Origin of the sequence: Nocardia vaccinii NBRC 15922 (genome assembly GCF_001613305.1) — a bacterium.
Classification (GTDB): Bacteria; Actinomycetota; Actinomycetes; order Mycobacteriales; family Mycobacteriaceae; genus Nocardia; species Nocardia vaccinii.
In genome coordinates this window covers 54,660-81,440 of the sequence record NZ_BDCC01000023.1, presented here as the reverse complement: position 1 = coordinate 81,440, position 26,781 = coordinate 54,660, and the positions used below count along the sequence as shown (strand labels likewise).

Annotated in this window: 22 protein-coding genes; 10 read left to right on the top strand and 12 right to left on the bottom strand. The window is 67.8% G+C overall.

What is annotated here, in order from left to right; translation table 11 throughout:
* Positions 1-309: 309 nt before the first annotated feature.
* Complete coding sequence (tyrS, locus tag NV1_RS17790) at positions 310-1,593, bottom strand: tyrosine--tRNA ligase (protein WP_067892618.1); 1,284 nt, start codon at positions 1,591-1,593, stop codon at positions 310-312.
* A gap of 216 nt (positions 1,594-1,809) precedes the next feature.
* Here tyrS and NV1_RS17785 point away from each other — a divergent pair, with 216 nt between their 5' ends.
* Positions 1,810-2,796, top strand: a complete 987-nt coding sequence (locus tag NV1_RS17785) for an AraC family transcriptional regulator (RefSeq protein ID WP_067892617.1) — start codon at positions 1,810-1,812, stop codon at positions 2,794-2,796.
* Positions 2,797-3,252: 456 nt separating this feature from the next.
* Here the strand turns inward: NV1_RS17785 and NV1_RS17780 are convergent, their stop codons facing one another.
* Positions 3,253-3,639 (bottom strand): DoxX family protein, encoded by a 387-nt coding sequence (locus NV1_RS17780; protein ID WP_067892615.1) that lies wholly within the window; start codon positions 3,637-3,639, stop codon positions 3,253-3,255.
* Positions 3,640-3,730: 91 nt separating this feature from the next.
* The gene (locus tag NV1_RS17775) at positions 3,731-4,402 is read right to left on the bottom strand and encodes a FadR/GntR family transcriptional regulator (protein ID WP_067892613.1); all 672 of its coding nucleotides are present in this window, start codon (positions 4,400-4,402) and stop codon (positions 3,731-3,733) included.
* 207 nt (positions 4,403-4,609) lie between these two features.
* Here NV1_RS17775 and NV1_RS17770 point away from each other — a divergent pair, with 207 nt between their 5' ends.
* Positions 4,610-6,313 (top strand): 2-isopropylmalate synthase, encoded by a 1,704-nt coding sequence (locus NV1_RS17770; protein WP_067892611.1) that lies wholly within the window; start codon positions 4,610-4,612, stop codon positions 6,311-6,313.
* Positions 6,314-6,338: 25 nt separating this feature from the next.
* On the opposite strand, the gene NV1_RS17765 is transcribed toward NV1_RS17770, so the two are convergent.
* From NV1_RS17765 to NV1_RS17740, 6 genes are all read right to left on the bottom strand, one after another.
* Positions 6,339-6,962, bottom strand: coding sequence for a DNA-3-methyladenine glycosylase (locus NV1_RS17765; RefSeq protein ID WP_067892609.1), 624 nt, complete (start codon positions 6,960-6,962; stop codon positions 6,339-6,341).
* A gap of 238 nt (positions 6,963-7,200) precedes the next feature.
* On the bottom strand, positions 7,201-7,530 hold the full coding sequence (locus NV1_RS17760; protein ID WP_157117080.1) for a DUF3761 domain-containing protein: 330 nt from the start codon (positions 7,528-7,530) through the stop codon (positions 7,201-7,203).
* Between the two features lie 161 nt (positions 7,531-7,691).
* On the bottom strand, positions 7,692-8,648 hold the full coding sequence (locus tag NV1_RS17755; protein WP_157117078.1) for an RNA polymerase sigma-70 factor: 957 nt from the start codon (positions 8,646-8,648) through the stop codon (positions 7,692-7,694).
* Complete coding sequence (locus tag NV1_RS17750; protein ID WP_067892607.1) at positions 8,645-9,826, bottom strand: NAD(P)/FAD-dependent oxidoreductase; 1,182 nt, start codon at positions 9,824-9,826, stop codon at positions 8,645-8,647. The genes NV1_RS17755 and NV1_RS17750 overlap by 4 nt, the downstream gene beginning before the upstream one ends.
* Before the next feature lie 152 nt (positions 9,827-9,978).
* Positions 9,979-11,907: an alkyl/aryl-sulfatase gene (locus NV1_RS17745; protein WP_067892605.1), complete on the bottom strand. Its 1,929-nt coding sequence runs from the start codon at positions 11,905-11,907 to the stop codon at positions 9,979-9,981.
* Between the two features lie 134 nt (positions 11,908-12,041).
* A complete protein-coding gene (locus NV1_RS17740; RefSeq protein WP_245713780.1) occupies positions 12,042-13,244 on the bottom strand; it encodes a low temperature requirement protein A in 1,203 nt (400 codons plus the stop codon).
* A gap of 120 nt (positions 13,245-13,364) precedes the next feature.
* Between NV1_RS17740 and NV1_RS17735 the strand changes: the two genes are divergently transcribed.
* The 3 genes from NV1_RS17735 to NV1_RS17725 are packed head-to-tail and all read left to right on the top strand — an operon-like array spanning position 13,365 to position 15,483.
* Positions 13,365-14,096 (top strand): ABC transporter ATP-binding protein, encoded by a 732-nt coding sequence (locus tag NV1_RS17735; protein ID WP_067892604.1) that lies wholly within the window; start codon positions 13,365-13,367, stop codon positions 14,094-14,096.
* The gene (locus NV1_RS17730; RefSeq protein ID WP_067892602.1) at positions 14,093-14,854 is read left to right on the top strand and encodes an ABC transporter permease; all 762 of its coding nucleotides are present in this window, start codon (positions 14,093-14,095) and stop codon (positions 14,852-14,854) included. Before NV1_RS17735 ends, NV1_RS17730 begins: the two co-directional genes overlap by 4 nt.
* Positions 14,851-15,483 (top strand): TetR/AcrR family transcriptional regulator, encoded by a 633-nt coding sequence (locus tag NV1_RS17725; RefSeq protein WP_067892600.1) that lies wholly within the window; start codon positions 14,851-14,853, stop codon positions 15,481-15,483. Before NV1_RS17730 ends, NV1_RS17725 begins: the two co-directional genes overlap by 4 nt.
* Before the next feature lie 16 nt (positions 15,484-15,499).
* Here NV1_RS17725 and NV1_RS17720 read toward each other — a convergent pair whose 3' ends face one another.
* Positions 15,500-15,721: a Trm112 family protein gene (locus NV1_RS17720; RefSeq protein WP_067892598.1), complete on the bottom strand. Its 222-nt coding sequence runs from the start codon at positions 15,719-15,721 to the stop codon at positions 15,500-15,502.
* A gap of 164 nt (positions 15,722-15,885) precedes the next feature.
* Complete coding sequence (locus NV1_RS17715; RefSeq protein ID WP_067892595.1) at positions 15,886-18,843, bottom strand: AMP-binding protein; 2,958 nt, start codon at positions 18,841-18,843, stop codon at positions 15,886-15,888.
* Positions 18,844-19,726: 883 nt separating this feature from the next.
* On the opposite strand from NV1_RS17715, the gene NV1_RS17710 reads away from it, so the two are divergent.
* The 5 genes from NV1_RS17710 (at position 19,727) to ilvA (ending at position 25,767) form a co-directional block, all read left to right on the top strand.
* Complete coding sequence (locus NV1_RS17710) at positions 19,727-21,133, top strand: family 2B encapsulin nanocompartment shell protein (protein ID WP_067892593.1); 1,407 nt, start codon at positions 19,727-19,729, stop codon at positions 21,131-21,133.
* 14 nt (positions 21,134-21,147) lie between these two features.
* Positions 21,148-22,761 carry a family 2 encapsulin nanocompartment cargo protein terpene cyclase gene (locus NV1_RS45725; protein WP_245713779.1) on the top strand — a complete coding sequence of 538 codons (1,614 nt, stop codon included), beginning with the start codon at positions 21,148-21,150 and terminating at the stop codon, positions 22,759-22,761.
* Between the two features lie 77 nt (positions 22,762-22,838).
* Positions 22,839-23,711: a geranyl diphosphate 2-C-methyltransferase gene (locus NV1_RS17700; protein ID WP_067892591.1), complete on the top strand. Its 873-nt coding sequence runs from the start codon at positions 22,839-22,841 to the stop codon at positions 23,709-23,711.
* Positions 23,708-24,289 (top strand): isopentenyl-diphosphate Delta-isomerase, encoded by a 582-nt coding sequence (gene idi / locus NV1_RS17695; protein ID WP_245713778.1) that lies wholly within the window; start codon positions 23,708-23,710, stop codon positions 24,287-24,289. Before NV1_RS17700 ends, idi begins: the two co-directional genes overlap by 4 nt.
* Positions 24,290-24,546: 257 nt before the next feature.
* Complete coding sequence (ilvA, locus tag NV1_RS17690; protein ID WP_373864622.1) at positions 24,547-25,767, top strand: threonine ammonia-lyase; 1,221 nt, start codon at positions 24,547-24,549, stop codon at positions 25,765-25,767.
* A gap of 12 nt (positions 25,768-25,779) precedes the next feature.
* Here ilvA and NV1_RS17685 read toward each other — a convergent pair whose 3' ends face one another.
* Positions 25,780-26,754 (bottom strand): ABC transporter substrate-binding protein, encoded by a 975-nt coding sequence (locus NV1_RS17685; protein ID WP_067892587.1) that lies wholly within the window; start codon positions 26,752-26,754, stop codon positions 25,780-25,782.
* Positions 26,755-26,781: the final 27 nt, after the last annotated feature.

Genomic DNA, 26,781 nt, shown 5'->3' with positions numbered 1-26,781 from the left:
TGCAGATCCGGCCGATTTACTCGACCATCTCTGGAGGCAGGTTTTCCAGCCTAACCACTCGATACCTCGGAGTCAAGCTCGGGCTCGAGATCGGTTGCGCATGGCATCAGGCGCTCCTCGTCCTACCTCGTTTCCCTGGCCCTGGGGGCCCGGGTCGGAGTCCGTGTCGCTCTGACTCGCAATAAGTTACGTGGCGGGTAACGGAACGTCAAATCCCCAAGACAGCAACCGTTTACGCAGGTCAGAACACCGCGAACACGGCCCGAGCCGACCTGAGTCACACGAGTGTGACTCAGGTCATGCCGACGGTCAACGGGCCGCCCGGCGAACTCCGGCGAAATTCTTCTTGCCGCGACGCAGCACCAACCACTGTCCGTGCAGGTAGTCCGACTCGGCGGGGGTCCACTCCGGGTCGCTGATGCGGGTGTTGTTCACCGAGACGCCGTTGTCGTTGACCGCGCGCCGTGCGGCCCCACGACTCTCGGACAGACCCGAGTCCACGAGCAGATCCACGATCGTGGCCCCGTCCGTGGCATCGGCGACGGGATTCTCCCCCGCCGCCTCGGTCAGGGCCGCCGACAACGTCGAGGAATCCAATTCACCCAGCTCACCGCGGCCGAACAGGGCTTGGCTGGCGAGCTGGACCGCGGCGGTATGCGCCGCACCGTGCACCAGGGTGGTCATCTCCGCAGCCAAGCGTCGCTGCGCCTCGCGGGCGTGCGGGCGCTCCTGCGTGGCGAGTTCGAGTTCGGCCAGTTCCTCGCGATCGAGGAAGGTGAACCAGCGCAGGTACCGGATGACGTCGGCATCGCCGGTGTTCACGAAATACTGGTACCAGGCGTACGGGCTGGTCATCTCGGGATCGAGCCACAGGCTGCCGCCGCCGGTGGATTTGCCGAACTTCTTGCCGTCCGCGGAGGTGACCAGCGGCGTGGTCATCGCGTGCACGTGGGCCCCGTCGACGCGCCGATTCAGCTCGACACCGGCGATGATGTTGCCCCACTGATCGGACCCGCCGACCTGTAGCGTGCACCCGTACTTGCGGCGCAACTGCAGAAAGTCGTTGGCCTGCAACAGCATGTAGCTGAATTCGGTGTAGGAGATGCCGTCGCCGTCGAGGCGGCGTTTGACCGTATCGCGGGCGAGCATGACGTTCACCGAGAAGTGCTTGCCGACATCGCGCAGGAAGTTCACGGCCGACAGCGGCCCGGTCCACTCCATGTTGTTCACGACGACCGCGGCCGTCGGCGAGTCGTCCAGGTCGACGAACCGCTCGAGCTGACCGCGAATCCGATCGGCCCATTCGGCGACGGTGTCGGTCGAGTTCATCACCCGCTCACCGACATCGCGCGGATCGCCGATCAGACCGGTCGCGCCGCCGGCCAGAACGACCGGCCGATTCCCGGCCCGCTGGAAACGGGCGAGCGTCAGCAGGGGAACCAGATGGCCCGCGTGCAGACTGGCCGCGGTCGGGTCGAAGCCCGCATAGAGGGTGATGGGCCCCTTCGCGATCTCGGCCCGAAGGGCATCCAGATCGGTGGACTGTGCGATCAGTCCACGCCAGGTCAGTTCATCGATGATGTCGACGCTCACGCCTCCACCTCGCCGGCGCTCGGTTCCGCGGTGCGCGTCGCGCGCCGTATCAATGGTTCACTCGCAAGCTCGCTCACGTCATCCCATCTTTCCGCACGTCCACGGCTCGCCCGCAGACAGGTCGCCACCGAGTGTGCGCCGGGGCCCCGGCCGCGGTCGAACGAAAATCAGCGGACGACGGTTGATCGTCACCGCCCGGTCGACGATTGTCGGAGGATGGACGCACTTGCCGATCTGCTCGACGGTCCGCGCGCACGCGGCGCCTTCGTCATGCGTTCGCTACTGGACCCGCCGTGGTCGCTGCGGATCGCCGATCACGCGCCGCTCACGGTGGTCGTGGTGACGCGGGGTTCGGCATGGATCGTTCCGGACGACACCGAACCCACCCGGCTCGACGCCGGGGCGGTGGCGATTCTGCGCGGACCCGATGCGTACACCGTCGCCGACGATCCGAGAACGCCACCCCTGGCGATCGTGCACCCCGGGCGGACGACGACCACACCCGACGGTGAATTGCTCTGCGAGACATGGGATCTGGGTATCCGGAGTTGGGGGACGAATGCCGGCGGCGAGACCGCGCTGCTGACCGGAACATATGAGATCGCGGGGACCGTCAGTGAGCGGCTGCTGCGTACCCTGCCACCGCTGGCCGTGCTCGACGGCGACGAAATCGACGCGCGTCTGCTCGGTCTGCTCGTGGACGAGTCCGGCCGCGACGCACCCGGACAGGCGGCGCTGCTCGACCGGCTGCTGGACCTGCTCACGATCGCCGCACTGCGCGCCTGGTTCGCCCGGGAGCGGGCGCCGCGCTGGTACCACGCCTATGCCGATCCCGTGGTGGGGCAGGCGCTGCGACTGCTCGAACACAATCCCGCGACCGATTGGACCGTCGCCGATCTGGCCGCCGCCGTGGGCGTCTCACGTGCCGCGCTCGCGCGCCGGTTCACCGACCTGGTCGGTGAACCGCCCATCGCCTACCTCACCGAATGGCGGCTGGCCCGCGCCGCCGACCTGTTGCGCGGCACCGACGCCACCGTGGAATCCATTGCCCGCCAGGTCGGTTACGGCACCGCGTTCAGTCTCGGCGCGGCCTTCAAACGCCGCTACGGGATCAGTCCGGGCGCGCACAGACGTGGTGCGTCTCCGATTCGGGACAACGACCAGCCGACACGGGACACCCGCGATGCCGATACCGCCGGGTGAAGCGTTTTCGCGCCGTCGTATCGGCCGCCTGTCCCCGCTGAGCCGAGTTGCTGTGACCGTCGCAAAGGGCCCACGGAAGCGCGCGAAGGACCGCCGCGGCCGCGCGCTACGGAATCGGCGCAAGCCCTCGACCGGCGCTCCGATATACCGCCGCGGCACACCGGCCACCAACGTTTCGAGCGTGTGCCGATGCCATGATCCCGCAGAAATCAGCGCCCGATGAATGACAGACCACCGGGCAGGCACCGGAAACGCCGAACCCGATCGGTTTCCTGCGCGGTGACTCCGGCATCGGCCAGTGCCTGAGGCCGATCACCCGGGTGGCCGTGGATTCACCGTCACCCCCTCGGATTCTCCGGTGGCGGACGCGTGTTCGGTGCCGACAGCCGACCTCGCCGGGCACACGCCGAACCCGCCGTCGACTCGGTGGCCGGCGGCGGGTTCGGCGATGGGGGATCAGCGGCGCTGGGTGACGATCCAGCCGAAGAGCACGGCCAGGACCAAGGGGAAGATCGCGGTGGCGGGAGCGTGCATGAGGAAGATCTGGGTAGCCGCGGCGCAGATCATGGTGATGCTCAGGCCTGCCGCCGCGGCCCGGGTCAGACGCGGGATCATCAGGCCGATGCCGCCGGAGACCTCGACGGCGCCGGTGAGGTAGCGGAACCATTCGCCCCAGCCGATCTGCTGGAAGACGTGCACGGCGGTGGCCTCGCCCAGCAGTTTGGGCAGGCCGGAGGCGACGATGAAGAAGAGTCCGAGCAGGATCCGCAGGGTCCACAGGATGCGGTTGCGAACCTTGCCGGGGGCGGTGGCGGTCGGTGCGGGGTGGGCGGTGGCGGTCATGTGATGTCCTTCGGGTTGCCGGGTGTGCTGTCGAGCGCGCTTACTCGATAGGACGAGGCGGTCCCGGAAAATTCATCGGCGACCGGATGCTTTATGCGAAGGCATCTTTGAGGGAGGTGAGGTGGACCCGGCTCGCGGTGGCGGCGGCGGCGGTGTCCCGCGAGCGGATGGCATCGAGCAGGAGCTCGTGCGCCTGATGGTCGGCCCGCTCGTCCTTCAACGGGCGGATGCGCAGCATATCGATCATGGCGTGCCGCAGGCGCGGAACGAACGCGTCGAACATTCCGGTGAGCACGTCGTTGTGCGCGGACAGCACGACGGTGCGATGGAAGGCAGTATCGGCATCGACCAGATCCGGCACCGAATCGTGCTGCTCGGCTCGGGCGGCCAGTGCCCGCCACATGGCGCGCAGGTCCGCAGGGGTGCGGCGCTGTGCGGCCAGGGCGGCTCCCTCGGCCTCGATGGCGATGCGCGCCTCGATGACGGTCACGATGCCGGTCCGGCGCAGGACCGCGTCCCAATCCTCGGTGACATCCAGCGCTGTGACGAAAACCCCTGCGCCTTGGCGGCTTTCGAGCACCCCCTTGCCCGCCAGCTCCCGGACCGCCTCGCGCAGGGTCGAACGTCCGACGCCCAGCTGGGCGGCAAGCGTCGTCTCCCCCGGAAGTTTGTGGCCGAGCAGCCACTCACCGGCACGGATCCGGTCCAGAAGTAATTCCGCTGCCTGCGCGGCCAGCGGATGCCGCTGCACGTGCACCAAGATCCGTCTACCTCTCTACTTGTCTGAGGAGTTATTTCTGTCTAGTGTATGCCACATGGGATATCGGAGCATGCTTCTCCTCCTTCGCCGCGGCGGGGTCTGATCGACCGGCACCCTGCCCGCGGGTCGCAGGGCTGCGCCGGTCACCCCTCCGACGCGAAAGCTTCCGAACTCATGTCATCCCACTGGAATCGCCAGTGCGCCTCCGTCATGCCCTCGCACCGCTATCGTGATGTGTACGAACGGGTTTCGGTGCCGCTCACAGACCGTCACTGGCCGTCCGCGCGGATCACCGAGGCCCCGCTGTGGGTGCCGGTCGACCTGCGCGACGGCAATCAGTCCCTCGCCGAGCCGATGGATCCCGAACGCAAACGCACACTCTTCGAACTCATGGTCGCGATGGGCTACAAGGAGATCGAGGTCGGCTATCCGAGCGCCTCGCAGAGCGACTTCGATTTCGTGCGCCTGATCCGTGACGACCCTGCGCTCGCACCCGAGGACGTCACCGTTGTCGTATTCACCCCGGCCCGGCGCGATCTCATCGAACGAACCGTCGAGTCGGTCGAGGGCATCACCAACGATGTGGTGATCCACATGTACACCGCCACGGCGCCGATCTGGCGGGAACAGGTGCTCGGCCGCAGCCGCGCCGAGGTGGCAGAACTGATCATCGCGGGCGGACGAGACATTCTGGAGCTGGCCGGGGATCGGGCGAACATCCGATTCGAGTTCTCTCCCGAGGTTTTCATCCTCACCGAGCCGGATTTCGTTCTGGAGGTCTGTGATTCGATGACGACACTGTGGGATGCCACGCCGCGACGTCCGGTGATCCTGAATCTGCCCGCGACCGTGGAGGTCGCCACGCCGAACGTGTATGCCGATCAGATCGAGTACATGCACCGCAATCTGGCCCGGCGCGACGGCGTGATCCTGTCGGTGCATCCGCACAACGATCGCGGCACCGGCGTCGCATGCGCGGAATTGGCCGTGCTGGCGGGTGCGCAGCGGGTGGAGGGCTGCATCTTCGGCAACGGCGAGCGCACCGGTAATGTCGATATCGCCACGCTCGCACTGAATCTGCATGCCCAGGGCGTCGATCCGATGATCGACTTCTCCGATATCGACCGGGTCCGGCGCACGGTGGAGTACTGCACCCGGATGCCGGTGCCCGAACGACACCCTTACGTCGGCGATCTGGTGTACACCGCGTTCTCGGGAACCCATCAGGACGCTATCAAGAAGGGTTTCGCCGCCCATCGCGAGCGAGCCGCGCGGGCCGGCCGATCCGAACGCGAGATGCGTTGGGAGGTACCGTATCTGCCGATCGACCCGGCCGATGTCGGCCGCTCCTACGATGCGGTGATCCGGGTGAACTCGCAATCCGGCAAGGGTGGTATCGCCTATCTGCTGGACACCGAATACGGCATCGCGCTGCCTCGCCGGCTGCAGATCGACTTCGCCGGGCACGTCCAGCGGCTCACCGACGAGACCGGGGGCGAGGTGACCGCGGCGATGCTGCACGAGTTGCTGACCGCGGTGTACTCGCCCCGATCGGAGCGAATTCGCTTGTCGGAGTGCGTTGTCGCGGACGACGCCGTACGCCTGGCACTCGCGGTGAACGGCCGGACCGTCGCGCGCGCGGCCGAGACGGAGAACCCGGCCGAGCTGTTGGCGGCGATGGTCACCGAGGCGGGCCTGCCGATCGAGGTGCTTGCCCTGACTCGGCAGACCGTCGACCGGGTCGGACAGTATGCGCACATCGCCTATCTCGAATACCGGTCCGAGGCAAACGCCCAGTGGGCCATCGGAATCGGCGAATCCCCCACCGACGCTGCCTGTCGCGCGGTACTCGCGGCAGCCGAGCGCATCTCTGCGAGCGAAGCCCAGTCGGCCGACCGAGTACCGACCGCATAGGCACCAGCCGGATTCGACCACGGACTCAGGCGGAGGTCTCTTCCTGGGGTGCGCGGGGGCTGCGGCGGTAGGTGGATACGGCGGGTGAGTCGGTCAGCCAGAACCGCCACGGCCGGTCGGCCTCGAGGCGAACACCGACGCGGGGGCCGACGCTGACCCGCTTCGGTTCCACCGGCCGGGCGATCAGCTCCAGCCGGATGGGCGAGTCCGGATCGAAGAGTGCGGTGCCATAGTCGTCCAAGGTGATCCCGAGGGCACTGCCGAAATTGCCCGGTCCCCTGGCCAGGTCGGCGTCGATGCGGGCGGCGGGTCGCCGGGCACGCACGATCTCGTGCCCGGCGACCACCTCGCCCGCTCGCAGCAGCACCCCGCTGGCCGCACCGTCGGGCCCGCAGGTCACATTCACGCAGGTGTGCATGCCGTAACTGAAGTAGACGTACAGCACCCCGGGCGGACCGAACATGACCGAGCTGCGCGGGGTGCGCCCACGCCCGGAATGCGCCGCCGGATCCGGCCACGGCCCCGCCGGGTCACCGCCGTACGCTTCCACCTCCACGATCTGCACCCCGACCTGGCCCGACCACAACGTCGAACCCAGCAGCCTCCGCGCGGCCGACACCGGATGGACAGCAAGTTCCTTCGCACACACAACACCCGATTGTCCAGATCACCGCCATCGGCGGGGACGCGCCCCCGGACCGGCCTCGAGAAATCGGGCGGCGTGATCCTGCCGCCACGCGTGGGCGGCGCCTCGCGGCCCGGAGCGAATCCGCGGGTAGAACTCGTCTGCGATCCGCCCTGGATTCGGCCGCGGTCGGCACGCCGACAGTGCTCAGTGGTCGGCACGCCGACGGTGCTCAGCCGGCGGCCGGATCAGGGCGTTCGCGTCACAGCCAGCGCGCCACCCCGCCGTGTCCTGAGCAGGTGCCGCTGCGATGCCGGCTGAAGCTGTACTCACCGTCGCGGCACTGCGCGGTCGCGCCGGTGGGTGCGCCGCTGGAGTCGGCTTCAGGACGGGGGACGCAGTTGCCGCTGGAGTTCTGGTAGTCCTGGGCCGGGCAGGAGACGAAGGCGGGCGCGGCCGTGGCGACAGGCAGACCCACCAGCGAGCCGCCGCCGATGGCGACGGCGAATGCCCAGGGCATCAAGGCGATTCGGCGCGCGAGCGATCGGCGGGCTCCGGTACGACGCGTCCCGCGGCTCGATTCGGCGTTCATTCGTGTGCTCCCTGTGACAGTGCGATTCCCGACCCTCCTCCGGATGGAGGAAATCGAAATTAACTCCGCACGCACCTCGAATGTCGTTCTCCCGCACCGATCGAGGACTTTGGTCCCTCGATCGGTGACCGTGGTAACAAGCCGCGGAAACCGTTGGGCCGCTAGGACTCCGCTCGCAAGTGCAGGCCGCGGAGCTTGTCCGGGTTGACCTGGAAACGCATGTTCAGGATGCGGCCGCCGAGAAGGTCATAGGTGAGCGCGCCCACCGGAACCTCGCCGAGCAGGACCAACAGTCCGAGCTCGCCGTTGATCACCGCCGGCGTCATGTGCATACCCGCGGACACCGGTTTGGCCATCACGCCGAGCAGCCAGCGCGCGACGTGGTCCGGCCCGTACAGCGGGCGACGCGCGGCGGTGATCTTGCCGCCACCGTCGTTCCAGAGTGTGACCTCCGGGGCGAGCAGTTCCATCAGCGCGTTGACATCGCCACCGTGGGACGCGGCCAGGAACTTCTCGGTGATCTCTCGCCGGTCGGCGGCGTCATTGTCACAGCGCGGCCGCCGTGCCTGCACGTGCGCGCGGGCTCGATGCGCGATCTGCCGGACGGTCGCCTCGGGTCGTTCGATGAATCCGGCGATCTCGGCGTGGGAGAAGCCGAACACCTCGCGCAGGACGAAGACCACGCGTTCGACCGGACTCAGCGTCTCCAGCACGACCAGCATCGCGGTCGAGACCTCATCGGCCATCTCGGTCTCCTCGGCGGCACTCGGCTCGGTGAGCAGTGGCTCGGGAAGCCAAGGGCCCACGTAGGTTTCACGGGTCGCACGGGCGGAGGTGAGGCGATTGAGCGCCAGGTTGACCACCGTTCGCACGAGATATGCCCTGGGGTTGCGGACCGACGACCGGTCCGCGCCGTGCCAACTGATCCAGGCATCCTGCAGGACGTCCTCGGTGTCGGTGACGGTGCCGAGCATCCGGTAGGCGGTGGCGAACAGCAGCCGCCGATGCTCGGCGAACGGATCGGCGGATTCGGATTCCGCAGGTGTGTGGTCCCGCATGGGCATCATGCCTACCGGATCGCGTGCGGCGGGCGCCGCACCTTCCGGCCGCTCGGTCATGCCCGTTCCCGGGTGCGGCGGCCACCGCGGGAGAACTGCACGGGGACGGTCATCCGCCGACTGATGCCGAACACCGGCCACGGGCTGCTGCTCACCGATTCCTTGTAGCGAACCGCGGCCCGGCCGGTCAGATACCAGCGCTTGGGCGTGTCGTCCGCGTTGGTGAACTGGATGACCGCATCGCGCCGCCCCAGGCTCACCGGCTGATGCACGTACCCGAACCGGAACGGCCGGACCTCGCGGCCGCGCAGCCTGCGCGCGATGGCATCGGCGACGTACGCGGCGGTCGGCATCCCACTCTGGCAGGTACCGTGCAGCCGACCGAACGGCTGCCGTACGCTCGCGGCATCGCCGATCGCATAGATCTCCGGATGCGACACCGAGCGCAGCGTCGCATCGGTGGTCACCGAACCCGTTGCGTCCGTGTCTATTCCGGCGTCTGCCGCGAGCGGCGGCACCCGTACGCCCGCGGTCCACAGGGTCAGGTCGGAGCCGATCAGCTCCCCGGTGCTCAACCGGATCGCGTCGGGCAGCACCTTGTCCACCTGCACGCCGGTCCGGCGGACGATGCCGAGACGGTCGAAGGCACGGTCGAGATGGGCGCGAGCTCCCGGGCCCATCATCGAACCGGGTTCGGCGGCGGCGAGCAGCGTGACCGTCAGCTCCGGATGGCTCTCGGCGATCTCGGTCGCGGCTTCGACTCCGGTGAGCCCGCCGCCGACCACCGTGACCGAGCCGCAGGCCCGGGCCAATTCGGTGAGACGTGCCGAGAAATGGTGTGCCCGAACGGGATCGTTCAACGTCCAGGCATAATCCGCGACGCCCGGCACCCGGGCGGTGTCGGTGGCGCTGCCGAGTGCGTAGACCAGGGTGTCGTACCGCAGCCTCGCCCCGTCGGACAACGTGACCTGCCGGGCGGCGGGATCGATACCGGTGGCGGTCGCACGGTGGAAATGCGCCCCGGTCCCGTCGAGCAGTTCGGTGATGCGCCGATCGGCCAGCTGCTGACCGGCGGCGACCTGATGCATGCGGAGCCGTTCGACGAAGCGGTCCGACGGGTTGACCAGCGTGATCCGCACGTGCGCGCGGCGGGTCCGGTGGGCGAGCCGGACGGTGGCGAGCAGCCCGGTGTAGCCGCCGCCCAGCACGACGATCTCGTGATTCGCAGTGGTGTTCATGATGCCCTCCGATGGGTCGCGATTCGCTGTCGTCCATGGGACAGATCAGCGGACCGACCCGTGACACCACCGATGGTGACGCCCGTCACAGTTATCCGAACCGGCCGGACGCCCTGCGCGGCACCGGGCGGGAATGCCGCGCGGGGCCGCGTTCACGGCGTGACGATGGGGAACCAGAACGGGAAGGTGTCGAACAGTTCGAACAGGTCGGACAGTGCGGCGGCATCGCCGTCGACCCGCACCGCACCCGAGGCGATCTCCCGATCCAGCGTCGTCGTGCCGAGGATGATGTTCTGGAACGCCTCGCGGTCCCAGTGCACGCCGGCGTCCGGATCGGGCAGCGTCTTATCGGCGGTGTAGATCAGGGTGCCGTTGCTCAGCCGGACCGCGAACTGTTTCTCGACACCGTCGAAATCGGCGAACGTCCAGTTGAACACGCCGGTGCGCAGCCAGGCGGCGGGGCCGTCGAGGCGGATGCCCAGATAGTCCAACAGCATGTCCAGGGTCATCGCCGCGAGCACATCGGGCCCGGCCAGTTGGATTGAGCCCAGATCGTGCACGCCTTCGCGCAATTCCTTTGCGCCCATGAGGTATTCGTTTCGCCAGGTGCCGTTCTCGGCCTGGTAGCCGAGCTGTTCGAGCGCGTCGGCCTGCAGATCGCGGGCGCCGGCGTTGCGCGGATCGGCGAACACCACATGGGTGAGAACCTCTGCCACCCAACGGTATTCACCCTCCACGTAGGCGGTGCGCGCACGGTCCACGATCGCCTGCGCGCCACCCATGTACTCGACGTACTTCGGCGCCGACGCCTCGGGCGGCAACGGGTCCAGATGCGCCGGGTGACTGTCGTACCAACCCAGATACCGCTGGTAGACCGCCTTGGCGTTGTGCTTGGCCGAACCGTAGTACCCGCGGCAGTGCCACTGCCCGGCCAGCCCCGGCGGCAGTTCGATGCGCTCGGCGATCTCGGACATGGTGTAGCCCTGGTTGGCCAGTCGCAGCGACTGATCGTGCAGATATTTGTACAGGTCGCGCTGCTGTTCGAGGAATCGGACGACATCGGCGCTACCCCAGCGCGGCCACTGGTGCTGGGCGATCACCACATCGGTCTCCGCGCCGAACATCTCGATCGTCTCGTCGAGCACCTTCCACCAGGTCGCCGCATCGCGAACCTGTGCCCCGCGCAGGGTGTAGAGATTGTGCATCGTGTGAGTGGCGTCCTCGGCCGCGCACATCAACCGTTTCGCGGGGAAGTGGATGAGGAATTCCGCGGGCGCCTCGGTGCCGGGAGCCATCTGGAACACCATCTCGACGCCGTCGACCGTGCGACTTTCGCCGGTGGTGGAAACGGTGTCGGTCGGGGCGATCAGCGAGGAGGTGCCACCGTACGGGAGCCCATTGGCGAGTCCGACGTTGAGCTGGCCCCGCGGGCCGCGGTCCAGAAGCCCGCCGTACATGTAGATGGCGCGGCGGGTCATCGCGTTACCGGCGTAGACGTTCTCGGCGACCGCCTCCCTCAGAAAACCGGCCGGCGCGATCACCCGCGTCAACCCGGCCCGCACATCGGCCTCGTCGATGACTGCCCGGACGCCGCCGTAGTGGTCGGCATGGCTGTGCGTATAGATCACGGCCCGGACCGGTCTCGCCGGGCGATGCCGGAAGTACAGGTCCAGTCCGGCCTTCGCGGTCTCCATGTACGTCAGCGGATCGATCACGATGATGCCGGTGTCGCCTTCGATGATCGTCATGTTGGACACGTCCAAGCCGCGCAGCTGATATACCCCGTCCATGACCTGGAACAGGCCGTGCGGCTTGTTGACCAGGGCATGTCGCCACAGACTCGGGTTCACGGTCGACGGCGCGGCGGCGTCGGTGACGAATCCGTAGCCGTCCAGATCGACCAGCGTGCCGCCGTCGCGGCGTTCGATCCTCGGCGGGTCGAGTGTGCCGACGAATCCGCGCGACGAGTCGTCGAGATCGCGCAGGTCGTCGAACGGCAGGCCGGCGATGAAATCGAGCTGGGCGGCGCGGGTCGCGTCGGTGGCTTGTTTGACAGCGAGCGCGGGGTCCACCTGGGTCATGATGGGACTACCTTTCTGCCGCAGAAGGTTTCGACCGAACAGATCACCGCTCGGGTAACCGAACCGCCCATCAGGCAGGAGCATCCCTCGGGTGCGAGCGTAACCAACCGTCGCCATCCGGGGAAGCCCTCGAGTCACGCCCGCCGGCGCATCACATGCAGCACCGCACCGGCCGGGGTGAGGTACGCACTGGTCGCGCCGCTGCGCAGGCTGAGGTAGTCGTCGGCGATGACGAATCCGAATGCGACCACCAGCAGCACCGCCAGCTGCCCCCACGCCACCCAGACGACCCCCAGCGGCGCGGTCGCGAGCGCCACGGGCGCGGCGATCAACCGGCTCCACGGCCACGGCAGGCCGAGCACCCGGCGGAAACAGAACTGGCCGAAGAAATACAGTGCCACGCCGCCGGACAGCGCCACCGCCGCAGACCAGGGCACCGCCCGGTCACCGTGCACGATGCACAGCCGGATGCCCGCCGCGGCCACGATGATGCCGATCAGCAGCGGGAACAGCGAATAGCCGTAGGCCAGCAGCGCGTACCGGGCCCGCCGCGGCCCCGGTACCGCACCCAACGCCGCCTCGCCCCGCTCGTCGTCCAGGCCGAAGTACGCCCACCACAGCACATAGGCCAGGGCCAGGCCGAGTGCGACGGTGAGGATCAGGCCGGCTGTGATGTCCGCACCGGCCAGCGCCGCGCCGATCGCGACGACCGATTCACCGATCGCGATGATGACCACCAGTCCGTGCCGTTCGGCGAAATGCGCCGAACGCACCACGAATCCGCCGGTGTCGGTCAGATACGGGGTCACGATCTGCACGGCCAGCGCGGCGCACCACAGCAGATATCGCGGCCAGCCGTGCACGAAACCACCTGCCAGGACCAGCCCGGCCGAGATGAGATTCAGCGGGGCCAGATGGATGACCGCGCGCGTCACGCTACTGCCTCCGTTTGTGTAGAACAGCGCGGTGTGCACCGAGTTGACCAGGAAGTACGCAGCCCCGAAGGGCACGCCGGAACCGCCGAAGGCGGACGGGATCGCAAGCGCCACAACGAAGAAGCCGAACATTCCGACCAGCAGCCAGGTGCGTCGCGCGGTGCTGGTCGGCGCGACCTCGTTGGTCAGGAAGACGTATCCGCTGTACATCCACCAGATCACGCCGAACATCAGCGCGACCCGGCCCAGCGCCGGCCAGCCCGGGTGCTCGCCGAACGCGTGGGTCAGCTGGGTGATCGTGAAGACGAAGACGAGATCGAAGAACAACTCCAGGGTCGAGGCGCGCACCTGACCGCCCTGCATCTCGTCCTCGGCCGTCGTATCGGGGGTATCGCTGGTCACGTCCAGAGGGTAAGTGGCGGCGCGCCGGATTGCGGCGGCACGGGGGTTGCGTCACAGGCGGGAGGAGCGCAGAATTCAACACACAGTGAATTCAACACTCGGTGAAATAAGAGGTCGACCATGACGGCATCCGATCCGTCCCCCGCGATCGAGGTGGAGCACCTGCGGGTGCATCGGGGCGAACAAGAAGTGCTGCACGATATTTCGTTGACCGTGGCGCGCGGATGTATCACCGGCCTGCTCGGTCCGTCCGGCTGCGGGAAGACCACGCTCATGCGCAGCGTCGTCGGCACCCAGCTGGTCGCGGCGGGTAGCGTGCGCGTCCTCGGCGCGGCGGCCGGGACGCCCGGACTGCGAGCGCGCGTGGGATACGTGACGCAGGCCCCCAGCATCTACGACGATCTCACCGTTCTGGACAACGTCGGATACTTCGCCGCGCTGTACGGACGTTCCCGCAACGACGTCACCGAGGCCATCACCGCGGTCGGGCTCGCCGAACACACCCGGCACCGCGGCAGTCAGCTCTCGGGCGGCCAGCGCACCCGGGCCTCACTGGCCTGCGCGCTGGTCGCCGATCCGGAACTGCTGGTGCTGGACGAGCCGACCGTCGGCCTGGACCCGGTGCTGCGCGTGGATCTGTGGCGGCAATTCCGCATCCTCGCCGAACAGGGCCGCACGCTGGTGGTGTCCAGTCATGTGATGGACGAGGCCGAACACTGCGATCGGCTGCTGCTGATGCGAGACGGACACCTGCTGGCCCAGCTCAGCCCCGACGAACTGCGCGCCGAAACCGGCGAAACCAGCTTGGAGAGCGCATTTCTCGCTCTGATCAGAATGGGAGAGCCTTCATGACAACGACTTTGAGCTGTTACTCCGCCACGACCGGCCGAATTCTGCGGCAGTTGCGCGCGGATCGGCGCACGGTGGCCATGCTGGCCCTGGTGCCGACGCTGCTGATGGTGCTGCTGTATTTCGTCTACCAGGACCTGCCCTCGAGGCCGGGCGTGCCGACCGTGTTCGACCGGGTCGGCATCAGCATGCTCGGCATCCTGCCGTTCATCGTGATGTTCCTGATCACCGCGATCGCCATGCAGCGCGAAAGAACCTCCGGCACACTGGAACGCCTGATGACCACTCCGCTGTCGAAGCTGGATCTGCTGGCCGGATACGGCTCGGCCTTCTCCCTGGCGGCCACGGCGCAGGCGGCGCTCGCCTGTCTGGTGGCGTTCTGGCTGCTGGGAATGCATTCGGCGGGCAGCGTCTGGCTGGTACTGCTGATCGCGGTCCTCGATGCCGTACTGGGCGTGGCACTGGGTCTGCTGGCAAGTGCGTTCGCGCGCACCGAGTTTCAGGCCGTGCAGTTCATGCCGCTCATCGTCGGACCGCAGTTCTTCCTGTGCGGATTGCTGGTGCCGCGCGGTCAGCTGCCACGCTGGCTCGAGGTGATCAGCAATGTGCTGCCGCTGAGTTATGCGGTCGACGCGCTGCAACAGGTGTCGCGGTATACCGGGGCGACCGGGCAGATGTGGCATGACGTGGGCATCGTGGCCGTGTTCGCCGTTGTCTCACTGGCTTTGGGCGCTGCGACGCTACGCAGGCGCACGGCGTGAGCGAACCGGCCGCGACCACCGCCTCCGGCCGCAGCGGGCGACGTCCCGGACAGTCCGGAACTCGCGAGGCGATCCTCGACGCCGCCCGCAAGCGGTTCGCCGAGGTCGGATTCGACAAGGCTTCGGTCCGTTCCATCGCGAGCGCCGCGGGTGTGGATCCCGCTCTGGTACATCACTATTTCGGCACCAAGCAGGAGTTGCTCACCGCCGTGGTGAATGTGCCGGTCGATACCGACGTCATCCGGGCGCACATCGCGGCCGCGCCGGTCGACGCGCTCGGTGAGACGATCGTGCGCACGGTGATCGGGGTGTGGGACTCCCCCGTCGGCGCCTCCGCGATCGCCGCGTTCCGCGCCATACTCGGTGGCGGTGACGCCGCGCTGGTCCGCAGCTTCGTGCTCGAGGTCATTCTGCGAGACGTTCGCGACCGGGTGGATTCACCACCCGGCTCCGGCTATACCCGGGTGGCACTGGCGGTGGCACAGATGGGCGGGGTGCTCCTGGCCCGCAAGATCGTGGGCATCGAGCCGATCGTCTCGATGAGCGCCGCCGAAGTCGCGCGGCTCGTCGGGCCGTCACTGCAGCGCTATCTCACCGGCGACCTGGACCTGCCGCCCGCCGACGCCTGACGGCTCGGCCTTCGCCTCAGCCCTGGGCGGTGAACGCCTCGTGCTCGGCGTCGCCCACGTCACGGGCCTCGTCCACAAGCAACACCGGAATTCCGTCATCGATCGGGTAGGCGCGGCGCAGTCGCGGGTTGTAGAGCACACTCGCACCGTCCTCGGTGCGGACCAGCGACAGCGGGCCCTTGTCCTGCGGGCAGGCCAGCAGGCTCAGCAGAGTGGGGTCCAAGGTTTCCTCCGGCATGACCGACAACCTACCGGGCAACCCGCGGGCCGCGGTGACGGCATCGACAGCCGGGCGCCGCAGGACACGGCCGCACCGGCCGGTGGTGCCACCGACTGTCGAAGACCTGGCACCTGTCCAGGCATTTCTCCGGCGTCGCGGGACCGCGCCCGGCGGCTCGCCGGTCAGTCGGTGAGCGTGGCCAGGACGGCGTCGCTGAGCGGCTCGTAGCTTTCGGCGGCCGGCGCCCGGTACCAGACGGTGGGGCCGGACCGCAGTTCGAATGCCGCCTCGACGGCGCGGGTCGACGGGCGGTAGGTCGAGCTACGGGGAATCTCATCGACCAGATAGACCAGATCGGGGCGACGGGCCGGATCCAGCGAGCGAAGCGCCTCGGTGACGTCCTTGGGGTCGAGGCGGTAGCCCTCGCGCACGCTCACCCCGGCCACGGCCAGCGTGCGCCCGGGGGCGGCGGTGTACCCGAACGCGACCTCCATATCCACGGCGCTGATGTCGTTGAGCGCGTCCACGATCGGCTGGGCGTAGACCGGGCCGCGTGCGGTATGGATGACGGTGTCGCGGCGATCCATCAGCCAGTAGTCACCGTCACTGTCGCGGCGGAACAGGTTCTCCGTCGGCATCCACGCATCGCCCGGCGCGAACACCCCGCGCAGGCCACCCTGGGAGATGTCCACGGCCTCGGACGCCTTCCCGATCAGCAGACCCACCTCGTTGTCCGCGGTACGGCGCGCGAAACCCTGTGCGTCGGTGTGGATCCGGCCCGTCGTGGAATCGTAGGAGATCAGCTCGACCCGCGCGGTACCCGGCACCGGGCGGCCCTTGCAGCCGAGTTTGGTCCCGGCCACGTTGGCCAGCACCACATCGCCCTCGATCGAGGCATAGAACTCCAGAACCCTTGCGGGAGCGAACCTTTCGACCGTCCGCCGCCACAGGCCCGCGGGCATGCCCGAGCCGATGAACAGCCGGATCGGATGCGGATGGCCGTTGGGGAAGGTGTCCGCGTCGAGGATGTCGCGCAACATCGTCCAGGTGTAGGTGACGACGGTGACTCCGTAGCGGTGCACCTCCTCGACGAATCGGGCCGGGTCCAGCGAACGAGCCAGCGCGATCCGGCTGCCGCCCGCCACCGCACCGCCCAGGCTGACCAGGAGGCCGGACGAATGATGTAGCGGCGCAAGGCAGTACACGGTGTCACGGCGATCCAAATCCGCCGCCGTGGCGGTGCCGAACGCGGACAGCGCCCAGCGATGATTGGTGATGTACTTCAGATCCAGTTTCGCACCGGTGCCGGTGACCAGGACGAAGGCCAGTTCGCGCGCCAGTCCGGGGTCCGGGCGGTACCAGCCGGGCAGACTCACCCCGGCCGGATCGATCTGCTCGAGGTCGATCACATCCGCGTCCGGCGGGATCGACAGTTCGCGGGCATCACCGCCGCCGAGCACCAGAACGCGCCCGGCCGCCGCGGCCGCATCGCACAAGTTCTCCGGATCGGCGATGATCACGCCAGCGCCGGTCAACTCCACCGCACGCGCGATCTCACTGCCGGGCGCGAGCAGCACCGCCACCGCGCCCAGCCGCGAGAGCGCGGCCACCGCCGCCAACGCGCTGGGCCTGGTTTCCATCAGCACCCCGACCCGGCTCGCCGGGCGCACACCCGCCGAGATCAGCCCGCGCACCACGTTGTCGATCCGGGCACCCACCGCCTCGTTGGTGTGCACGCGATCGTCGAACAGGAACAGATCCCGCAGCGGCGCGCGACGCGCCTGCTCGGTCAGCAAGCGTCCCAAGGAGATCCGGGTGTGCGGCTGGATCATGCCCAGCCGTGTCAAGCGCGGCAGCGCGCGGGCGGCCTCGCCGGTCAACTCCACCGAGCCGCGCAACGTGTTGTTCGCGATCGAACCCAGCGCACTGCCCAGCCCGGCGCCCGCCTCGGCCAGCGTGCCCGCGGCGTGCACCACCCGGGTCGCCGCCGAACGCTGCGGATTCACCTCGACGTGTGCGGCCATCGGGACGATCGCCTCGGGCCGGTCGCCCTCCCCGCCGAGCCAGCGCACCCAGTCCCGCACCAGCGGCCAGGTCCGGGTGGTGGCCGTACTCCCGGCGACCAGACCGAAATGTCCCGCCACCACCGATGCCTCGTAGACCTCGGCGTTCGGCGCGGCGCGCACGATCCCGCGCACGGCCGCCGGCTGGCCGATATCGTCCACCTCGCCGACGAAGGCCAGAATCGGGCATTCGATTTCGGCCAGCGAAACCGGACGGTCACGAATTACGAAGCCACCCACCATCATCCGGTTGTGTGCGACGAACTGCTTGAGCAGGTCCGCTGCGGCGGGCCCGGAATAGCCCACCCACCCGTCGTGTTCGAGGAAGCGGCGCTGACGTTCCTTGGGCAGCAACGCCTCCCGGTCGTGCAGCTGACGCAGGAAGTCCAGGCGGGATTTGGCGGTTTTGACCGGATCGAGCATCTGGAAGCCCAGCCGGACCATCGAATCGGTGATCGGCAGCCTGGTCAACACGTGATCGGCGACGAAATCCGCGACCTCGGACACCAGCCCCTGCGGCAAGCCGAACGGCAGTCCGGCGACGATGTCCACCGGGCTGCCGAAGGTGACGATGCTGTCCACACCCTTGCCGTAGCGATAGGCAGCGGTCTGGTAGGCGAACATGCCGCCCTGCGAATATCCCATCAGATGGACACCGCGTCCGGTCAGTTCGTTCACCGTATCGATGGCGCTGTTCAACGCGACGACGTGGTCGGCCAGATCGCGCTGCCAACCGCCCTCCTCCGTGGCCGGAGACCCGAAATCCAGGACCCAGCAGTCGATTCCGGCGCGATTGAGGATGCCGACCGCGCCGCCCTCGGCGTTCACGTCGTAGATGTCGGCGCTGACCATCAGGGGCGGGACGAGCAGCGCGACCGGACGGCCCGCGTCGGCGGCGGGGACGTCGTCGGGGAAGTAATGGCGCAGCCGGTACATCCGCTTGCGCTCGGCGACCTCGTACGGCGAGGCCTCCACGTCGTGGGACAGCCCGCCGAACCGGATCACCTCCAGCCCGTTCTGTGCGGTGGCTACCAGCCGCCGCACCGATCCGATGACCGATCGCCCTGTTAACTTCACGGTAGCTCCCAGCCCTCACCTCGTGCGTGGCGCCCCGCCACGGGCTCCTTGTCTGACGAGTCGAGCTTAGCTCTGTCTTCGAGCTCCGCTCCGTTTCGGCGGGTGCGGCTTTTTCCGGGCTCCGGTTCACGCAGCGGGTTCACGGCCCCGGAAGCCTTGCCGCCGGGCAGTCGTTCCCGCACCTGCGACGCGTCCCGACGGGGAGACGGGCCGCGAACCGGAGCCGTCGGCGTTGTCCGGCCGGCAGCCGTGGTGTTTCCCGGAGCCGGATCGAAGGCTCGCCGATCGACGCCCGTCCACGGGGTAGCTCGATCGCGCCTGGGCACGGCCTCGTATGCGCGGGACTGGCGGCTGGAAGCCCGCAGACCCGCTGCACCCGGACGACGATCACAGTCCCCCCGGCGGCGCCTGGCACCGACGCAGACCCGAGAACGCGGCGGCGATCGGATCGTTCGCGAGATCGACCGGACACTGGTGTGGCACAACCGGATCGGAGTCCGAACGGACTCGTCGAGGTGGGATGGGAATGAATTCCCAAGGTGTGCACGGTGTTTACGGGCGGAAAAGAAAATGGCGTGAACGTCGTGATCCGCGTGGCGAAGTGGCGACCCGAACCCCGCGTGTCGGCTGGCAGGCGGTACGGATTGGCCCGCCCGGCGCACCGATGCCACATTGTTACGAGCTGTTTGCTACCGCGTCGTCTTCTCCGATTCCGCCACACTCCCGCTCATCCCGTGCCTATCATCGGAGTGCTGGATCGCACTGTCGCGCTACCCGATTCGCTTGAGATTTCGGTTTCCGCAGGCATCTGTCGCCTGCCGCATCTCCCTGTACGCAAATTGCCGCCGATGTCGTGTGGCAATCTCGAGGTGAGGACCGCAGCATGACCATCGAACTTCCGGTGAACACCGACAACCACGTCCGTAAGACCCTGTCCACCACCGCCGCTCACCAACTCGCGCATACCACCAAATCCGAACCGCAGATGCAGGGCATCAGCTCCCGGTGGCTGACCCGCGCCCTGCCGTGGGTGCAGGTCCACGGCGGCATCTACCGCGTCAACCGGCGTCTGACCCACACTCTCGGCAACGGCGAGGTGGAGTTCGCCATCGACGGCGGCCGAGCGCGCGTCATCCCACTGGAACTTCAGGAACTGCCGCCGCTGCGGGACTTCGAGGATGAGGAGACCCTGCGCGCGCTCGCGGAGCGCTTCGAGCAGCGGGATCTCGAACCCGGCACTGTCCTGGCCGAATTCGGCAATCCGATGGATCAGCTGCTGCTGATCGTGCACGGCAAACTCAACAAGATCGGCAGCGGCGATTTCGGCGAGACGACCAAGCTCGGCATGCTCGCCGACGGCGACTACATCGGTGACGCCATGCTCGTCGATCCCAATGCGATCTGGCCGGTGACCGTCCGGACCGCGACGCATACCACTCTGCTGTCCCTGCCGCGCAACGCGTTGGACCGGATCACCGAGGAGATCCCGGCGCTGCGTGAACAGTTCGACCGGATCGCCGCGACACCGGCCAAAGCCCAGAACAAGTACGGCGAGGCCGAGATCGAGATCTCCTCGGGACACGCGGGCGAGCCGCTGCTGCAGGGTACGTTCGTGGACTTCGACGCTTCGCCGCGGGAATACGAATTGAGTTTGGCGCAAAGCGTTCTGCGCGTACACAGCCGGGTCGCGGATCTGTTCAACGAGCCGCACAACCAGATCGAGCAGCAACTGCGGTTGACCATCGAGGCCCTGTACGAACGGCGCGAGAACGATCTGGTCAACAACCCGGATTTCGGTCTGCTCAACAACTGCGACCTCAAACAGCGCATCTACACCGAGCACGGCGCGCCCACCCCGGACGACATGGACGAGCTGCTGAGCATGCGTCGCAGCACGAAACTCTTTCTGGCACATCCGAAGGCGATCGCCGCGTTCGGCCGCGAATGCAACAAGCGCGGGCTGTACCCGGATCCGGTGGAGATCAACGGCCACCGTGTTCCGTCCTGGCGCGGCGTGCCGATCTATCCGTGCGGCAAGATTCCGGTGAGCGAGAACCAGACCACATCGATCCTGGCGATGCGCACCGGGGAGCAGGAACAGGGCGTCGTCGGCCTGCACCAGACCGGAATACCCGACGAGTACGAGCCGAGCCTGAACGTCCGCTTCAAGGGCATCGACGACCAATCGATCATCTCCTACCTGATCAGCTGTTACTACTCCACGGCGGTCCTCGTACCGGACGCGCTGGGCATTTTGGACAACGTCCTGGTCGCCAGGCAGAGCGACTGACGAAAGGCCTTGCCATGTCGCTGCTCTCACGCGCCGCGGCGCCCCCCGCCGCCTCCGAGGCGGCCACGGTGATCGCGGCTCTGCTCGGTGATCCGGACAACGCTCCCCCGGCCACCCCGGCGTGGTCGGGCAGACCTGAAACCGCGGTCCCCCAGGAACATTCGGATCAGCTGACCGCGATGACCGCGGGGACCATCCCCTCGCGCCTGCTCGGCCCGGCCGGCCTCGGCGCGGCGGGACTGCTGCTCACTCCTGCACCCACGGACATATCGGCCCTGGATACGTCGTACTCCGGCATCGGTAACGAACCCCCTACTACCGCAGATGGATTCACGACCCATTCCGATGGGCGAGCCGCGCCGGAGTCCGATGCGCCGGACGAATCGGGTAACAGGAACCCGCGAATCCCGTTGGGGCCGACCGGGATCGGGACGTCATCGATCCGTGTCCAGCCCCGCCGCGGCACCACACTCGCCGCCCCGCCGGGATCGCCGGTCCCGCCGATACGCGACGATCCGCTGTCCGGATCGCTGGGCAGCACACTCGATTCGGTCTTGTCCCGGATCTCGCGGGCGGGACCGGCCACCGCTTCACCGGGTCGCGACGATGCGGAATCCGGCGAATCCGATACGAGCTCGAGGTCGCCCATCCCGGCGCTGTACTGTCCGCCCCCGATTCGGGACGATCCCGCCCTCGCCGAGGCCGTCAACGAGGGAATCTTGCTGTGGGCCCGATCGATCGGGCTCTACGAGGGACGCCTGGACGACCTCCGCAACGCCGATTTCGGACGGCTCATCATGTTGGCGCATCCGGATTGCGACGATCCGGATCGCCTGCTGGCGGCGGCGAAATGCGCGGTATCGGAGTGGTCGGTCGACGACTACTACTGCGAGGAGAACGCGGACGACCACGCACCCGACGGCACCCCGTCGAACGCGGAGGCCGAACTGGGCCCGAGACTGGAAATGGCTGCCGCCGTGATGGATCCGGTCCACCTACCGGCGAAATATCAGGTGCGGCTCGAGCGGGCGCTGGGATCCGATCCGATCCTGCGAGCCTTCCGCACCTCGTTCGACCATCTCGCGCAATTCGCCACCCCGGCTCAGGTGGCGCGGTTGCGCACCGAGATCGCCGGGTGGTTCATCGCACTCACCGCCGAGGCCGGATGGCGGGCCGCGCACCGGATGCCACCGGTGTGGGAGTACCTCGCCAACCGGCAGCCGCACAGTTTTCTGCCGTGTATGGCGCCCATCGACGCGGTCGGCGGCTACGAACTCGGCGCCGCCGAATACACCGATCCCCGCGTGCGGCGGGTGGTGACCACCGCCGCGCTGACCGCTCAAATGGTCAACGATCTGTATTCGATGGCCCGCGAGGATCTGTCCAACGGCCGGGAGTTCAACCTGCCGACCGTGCTGGCCGCCGAACAGCGCTGCAGCCGCCGCGATGCGATCCTGCAGACCGCCGAGGTGCACGACGAGCTGATGCGTCGTTTCGAATGCGAGGCCGCGATCCTCGCGGCCGAGGGCTCGCCGGCTCTGCGCCGGTTCCTGGGCGGCCTGTGGGCGTGGATGGGCGGTAATCGCGCCTGGCATGCCGCCAGCCGCCGGTACAACGACATCTCCTGATTCCAATTCCACCCGACGCCGCATATCCGGCGCGACCAGTACTGCCCGCAGCACCAACGATCGAGAGGACTGATTCGATGACCACGCTCGACCCCCAGACCGATGGCGTACTGCAGACCAGCTACCAGCGCTCGGTGGCGGCGTATTGGAACGACAATCCCAACGACGATCGGGTGAACACCAAATTGGGCGAGGTGGACGGTCTCTATCACCATCACTACGGCATCGGCGATCCGGATCTGTCCGTTCTGGAAGGTCCCGAGAACACCCGCCAGGACCGGATCGTGCGCGAACTGCACCGGCTGGAGACCGCACAGGCCGATCTGCTGCTCGACAATCTCGGCGATGTGCGGCCCGGGGACCGGCTGCTGGACGGCGGGTCCGGCCGCGGCGGCACCAGCATCATGGCCAATCAGCGGTTCGGCTGCCGGGTGGACGGGGTGACGATCTCGGAGTACCAGGTGGGGTTCGCCAATGAGCAGGCCCAGCAGCGGGGGGTGGCGGACCGGGTGCAATTCCACTTCCGCAATATGCTCGACACCGGTTTCGAAGCGCGGTCCATGCGCGGTATCTGGACCAACGAGACCGATATGTACGTCGAACTGCCGGATCTGTTCAGCGAATTCGCGCGGCTGCTCGAGCCGGGCGGGCGCTATGTGTGCATCACCGGCTGCTCCAACGATGTGACCGGCGGACGGTCCGCGGCGGTGAGCTGGATCGATGCGCACTACGGCTGCATGATCCACCCGCGCAGCGAGTATTTCCGGGCGCTGGCGGCGAACAATCTCGTGCCGATCGCGGTCACCGACCTCACCGCGGCCACCATCCCCTACTGGGAGTTGCGCACCCGTTCCGAGCTGGCGACCGGCGTGGAGAAGCCGTTCCTGACCTCGTACAAGGAGGGCAGCTTCCAGTACCTGTTGATCGCCGCCGATAAGGTGGGGCGGTGACCGCCGCACCAGAGGATAGCGCCGGAGCACCGCCGATCGACCGTGAGGCCCTGCTCGTCGAGCTCGTGGACGAGCGGGGCCGGGCGACCGGCTCGTGCCCGGTGGCGCAGGCGCATACCTCGCCCGGACAGCTGCACCGGGCGTTCTCGGTGCTGCTGTTCGACGCGGCGGGGCGCCTGCTGTTGCAGCAGCGAGCCGCGGTCAAGACCCGCTTCCCGCTGCTGTGGACGAACACCTGCTGCGGGCATCCCGCGCCCGGTGAGCCGGTCACCCGTGCCGCAGCGGTCCGGCTCGGCGAGGAACTCGGTATCGCGGCCGAGCTGACCGAGGTCGGGGTGTTCCACTATGAGGCGGACGATCCGGCAACCGGCCGGGTCGAGCACGAATGGGATCATGTCCTGGTGGGCCGCTTCGACGGCGCTCCCCCGGATCCCGACCCCGCGGAGATCGCCGATCACACCTGGTTGTACCCGGCCGATCTGCGCACCGCACTCGAGTCCGAACCCGCCCGCTTCACGCCGTGGTTGTCGGGGGTCCTCGCGATCACCCATCCCCCTGTCGGCAGTCTGCACGGCTGATACCGGGCGGGGCTTTCGGAGTAACGAACCACATCGGAATACGCGGGAGAGGCGGCTCCCGCGATTCCGTCATCGTTGGTCCGACGCCGGATATGTTGTCCGACAATATCTTCCGATCCGGTCTCGACAGCGGAAGCGAGTCATCGGGCACATCCGGACCCGCATCGCCACGACGCGGGTGAACCGGACGCATGCCCCCGGCCGGGTGGAAAGTCGTTCCGCAGCCGGCGGGGGCATCGTCTGGCAGCATGGCCGCCATGGACCGGATCGGGCTGGATAGGATCGAGGCGGCGGCGAAGCTGGTGGGACCTGCGGTGCGGCGGACGCCGTTGATCGCCTCGCGAGTGCTGGCAGAGCGTGCGGATGTCGAGGTGCGGCTCAAATGTGAGAACCTGCAGCGCACCGGATCATTCAAACCGCGGGGCGCGTACAACCGGATCGCCAATCTGTCCGAGATCGAGCGCGGCCGCGGAGTCGTCGCGGCCAGTGCGGGTAACCATGCTCAGGGCGTGGCCTGGGCGGCATCGACCCTGGGCATCGACTCGACGGTCTTCATGCCGATCGGCGCCTCGTTGCCGAAGCTGGCCGCCACCCGCGCCTACGGCGCGACCGTTCATCAGGCGGGTGAGACCGTCGACCAATCCCTGCTGGCGGCAAGGGAATTCGCCGAGCAGACCGGTGCGACGCTGATCCACCCCTTCGATCATCCCGACATCGTGGCCGGCCAGGCGACCGTCGGAATCGAACTGCTCGAGCAGATGCCCGAAGTGGAGACGGTGATCGTGCCCACCGGCGGTGGCGGTCTGCTCGCGGGCGTGGCCGTGGCACTCGAGCATATGGCTCCGCACGTGCGGGTGCTGGGCGTGCAAGCGGCGCGGGCCGCGGCCTGGCCCGCCTCGCTCGCGGCCGGGAAACCGGTGGCGTTGGACGGGATGTCGACCATGGCCGACGGCATCGCGGTCGGGCGTCCCGGTGACGTGCCCTTCGTCCATGTGGCCGAACGTGTTTCGCGAATCGTCACGGTGGACGAAGACGCGATCTCCCGGGCGATGCTGCTGTGTATGGAACGCGCCAAACTGATCGTCGAACCCGCCGGCGCGGCGGCGGTCGCGGCGCTGATGACCTATCCTCCAGCCGAACTCGACATCACGGGCCCGGTCTGCGCAATCCTGTCCGGCGGAAATGTCGATCCGTTGTTGCTGACCCGGTTGATCGGGCACGGCCTCGGTGCGGCGGGTCGCTATCTGGTTCTGCGCGTGACGATTTCGGATCGTCCGGGCAGTCTCGGACGACTGCTGGCCGCGATCGGCGGGACCGGCGCGAGCGTCTTCGAGATCACCCACTCGCGAGCCGGGGCCTGGCTGGCGGTGGACGAGGCGGAGGTTTCACTCACCCTGGAAACCCGTGGCCCCGCCCATCGCGACGAGGTGATAGATGCACTCACTGCCACCGGATATGCTGTGCGCGTGCAGGATTGAGATCCGTTCGGATCAGCACTTGCTCTTGTAGAAGTACTTCGAGTTCGCGTCCATATCGGCCTGGGTGATGGAGACCATGTCGGTCCGGATGTGCCGGGTGACCGGTTTGCCTTCGAGGGCAGCGGCGGCCTGGTCCACGCCGTCGACACCGATCGTGGCCGGGTCCTGGGCAATCAAGGCCTGGATCGTGCCGTTACGCAGGTCCTGCACCTGCTGTGGGCTGGCGTCGAAGCCGACTATCTTCACCTGCCCCAGTTTGCCCGCATTGCGCAGGCCGGTAGCCGCGCCCTCGGCCGAACTCAGGTTGGTGGCGAAGATGCCCGCCAGATCCGGATGCGCGGCCAAGGTGGCGGTGACGATCGAGGCGGCCTGGGCGGCGTCGTTGTTGTTGTACTGCACGCCCAGTGAGCTCATCCCGGGATGGTTCTTCAGCTCGTCGGCGAAACCCTGCGCGCGTTGATCGGTCGTGGAGGTGCCCGCCTTGGTGTTGATCACCAGCGTGGATCCCTTGTCCCCCACCAGTTTCGCGAGCGTCTGCGCGGCCAGCTGACCGCCCTTGACATTGTCCGAGGAGATCGAGGAGACCGCGACCGACGTGTCTTCCAGGGCGGTGTCCACCTCGACGATCTTGATTCCGGCGTTCTTCGCCTGCTCGATCGGAGCGGCCATCGCGGTGGCGTGGGTAGGGGCGATCAGGACCGCGCCGGGTTTGGTGGCGATGACGCCGGTGACGATCGGCGTCTGCAACGAGGCGTCGAATTGCGTGGGCGCCTGGGTGTTCAGCGAATATCCCAGCTTCTTCGCCTCGGCCTGCGCGCCGCACTGCATCGAGATGTAGAACGGCTCGTTGGCCACGCCCGGAATGAGCACGAGTTTCTTGGCATCGGCGCCGCCGGAGTCACCGACCTTGCCGCCGCATCCGGCCAGCACCGCCGCGGCCGTCACCATCACGCCTGCCAGTACGGCGGCCCGTCGCACGGTTCTCATCTCCGCCCTCACCTTCATTCATTCCGT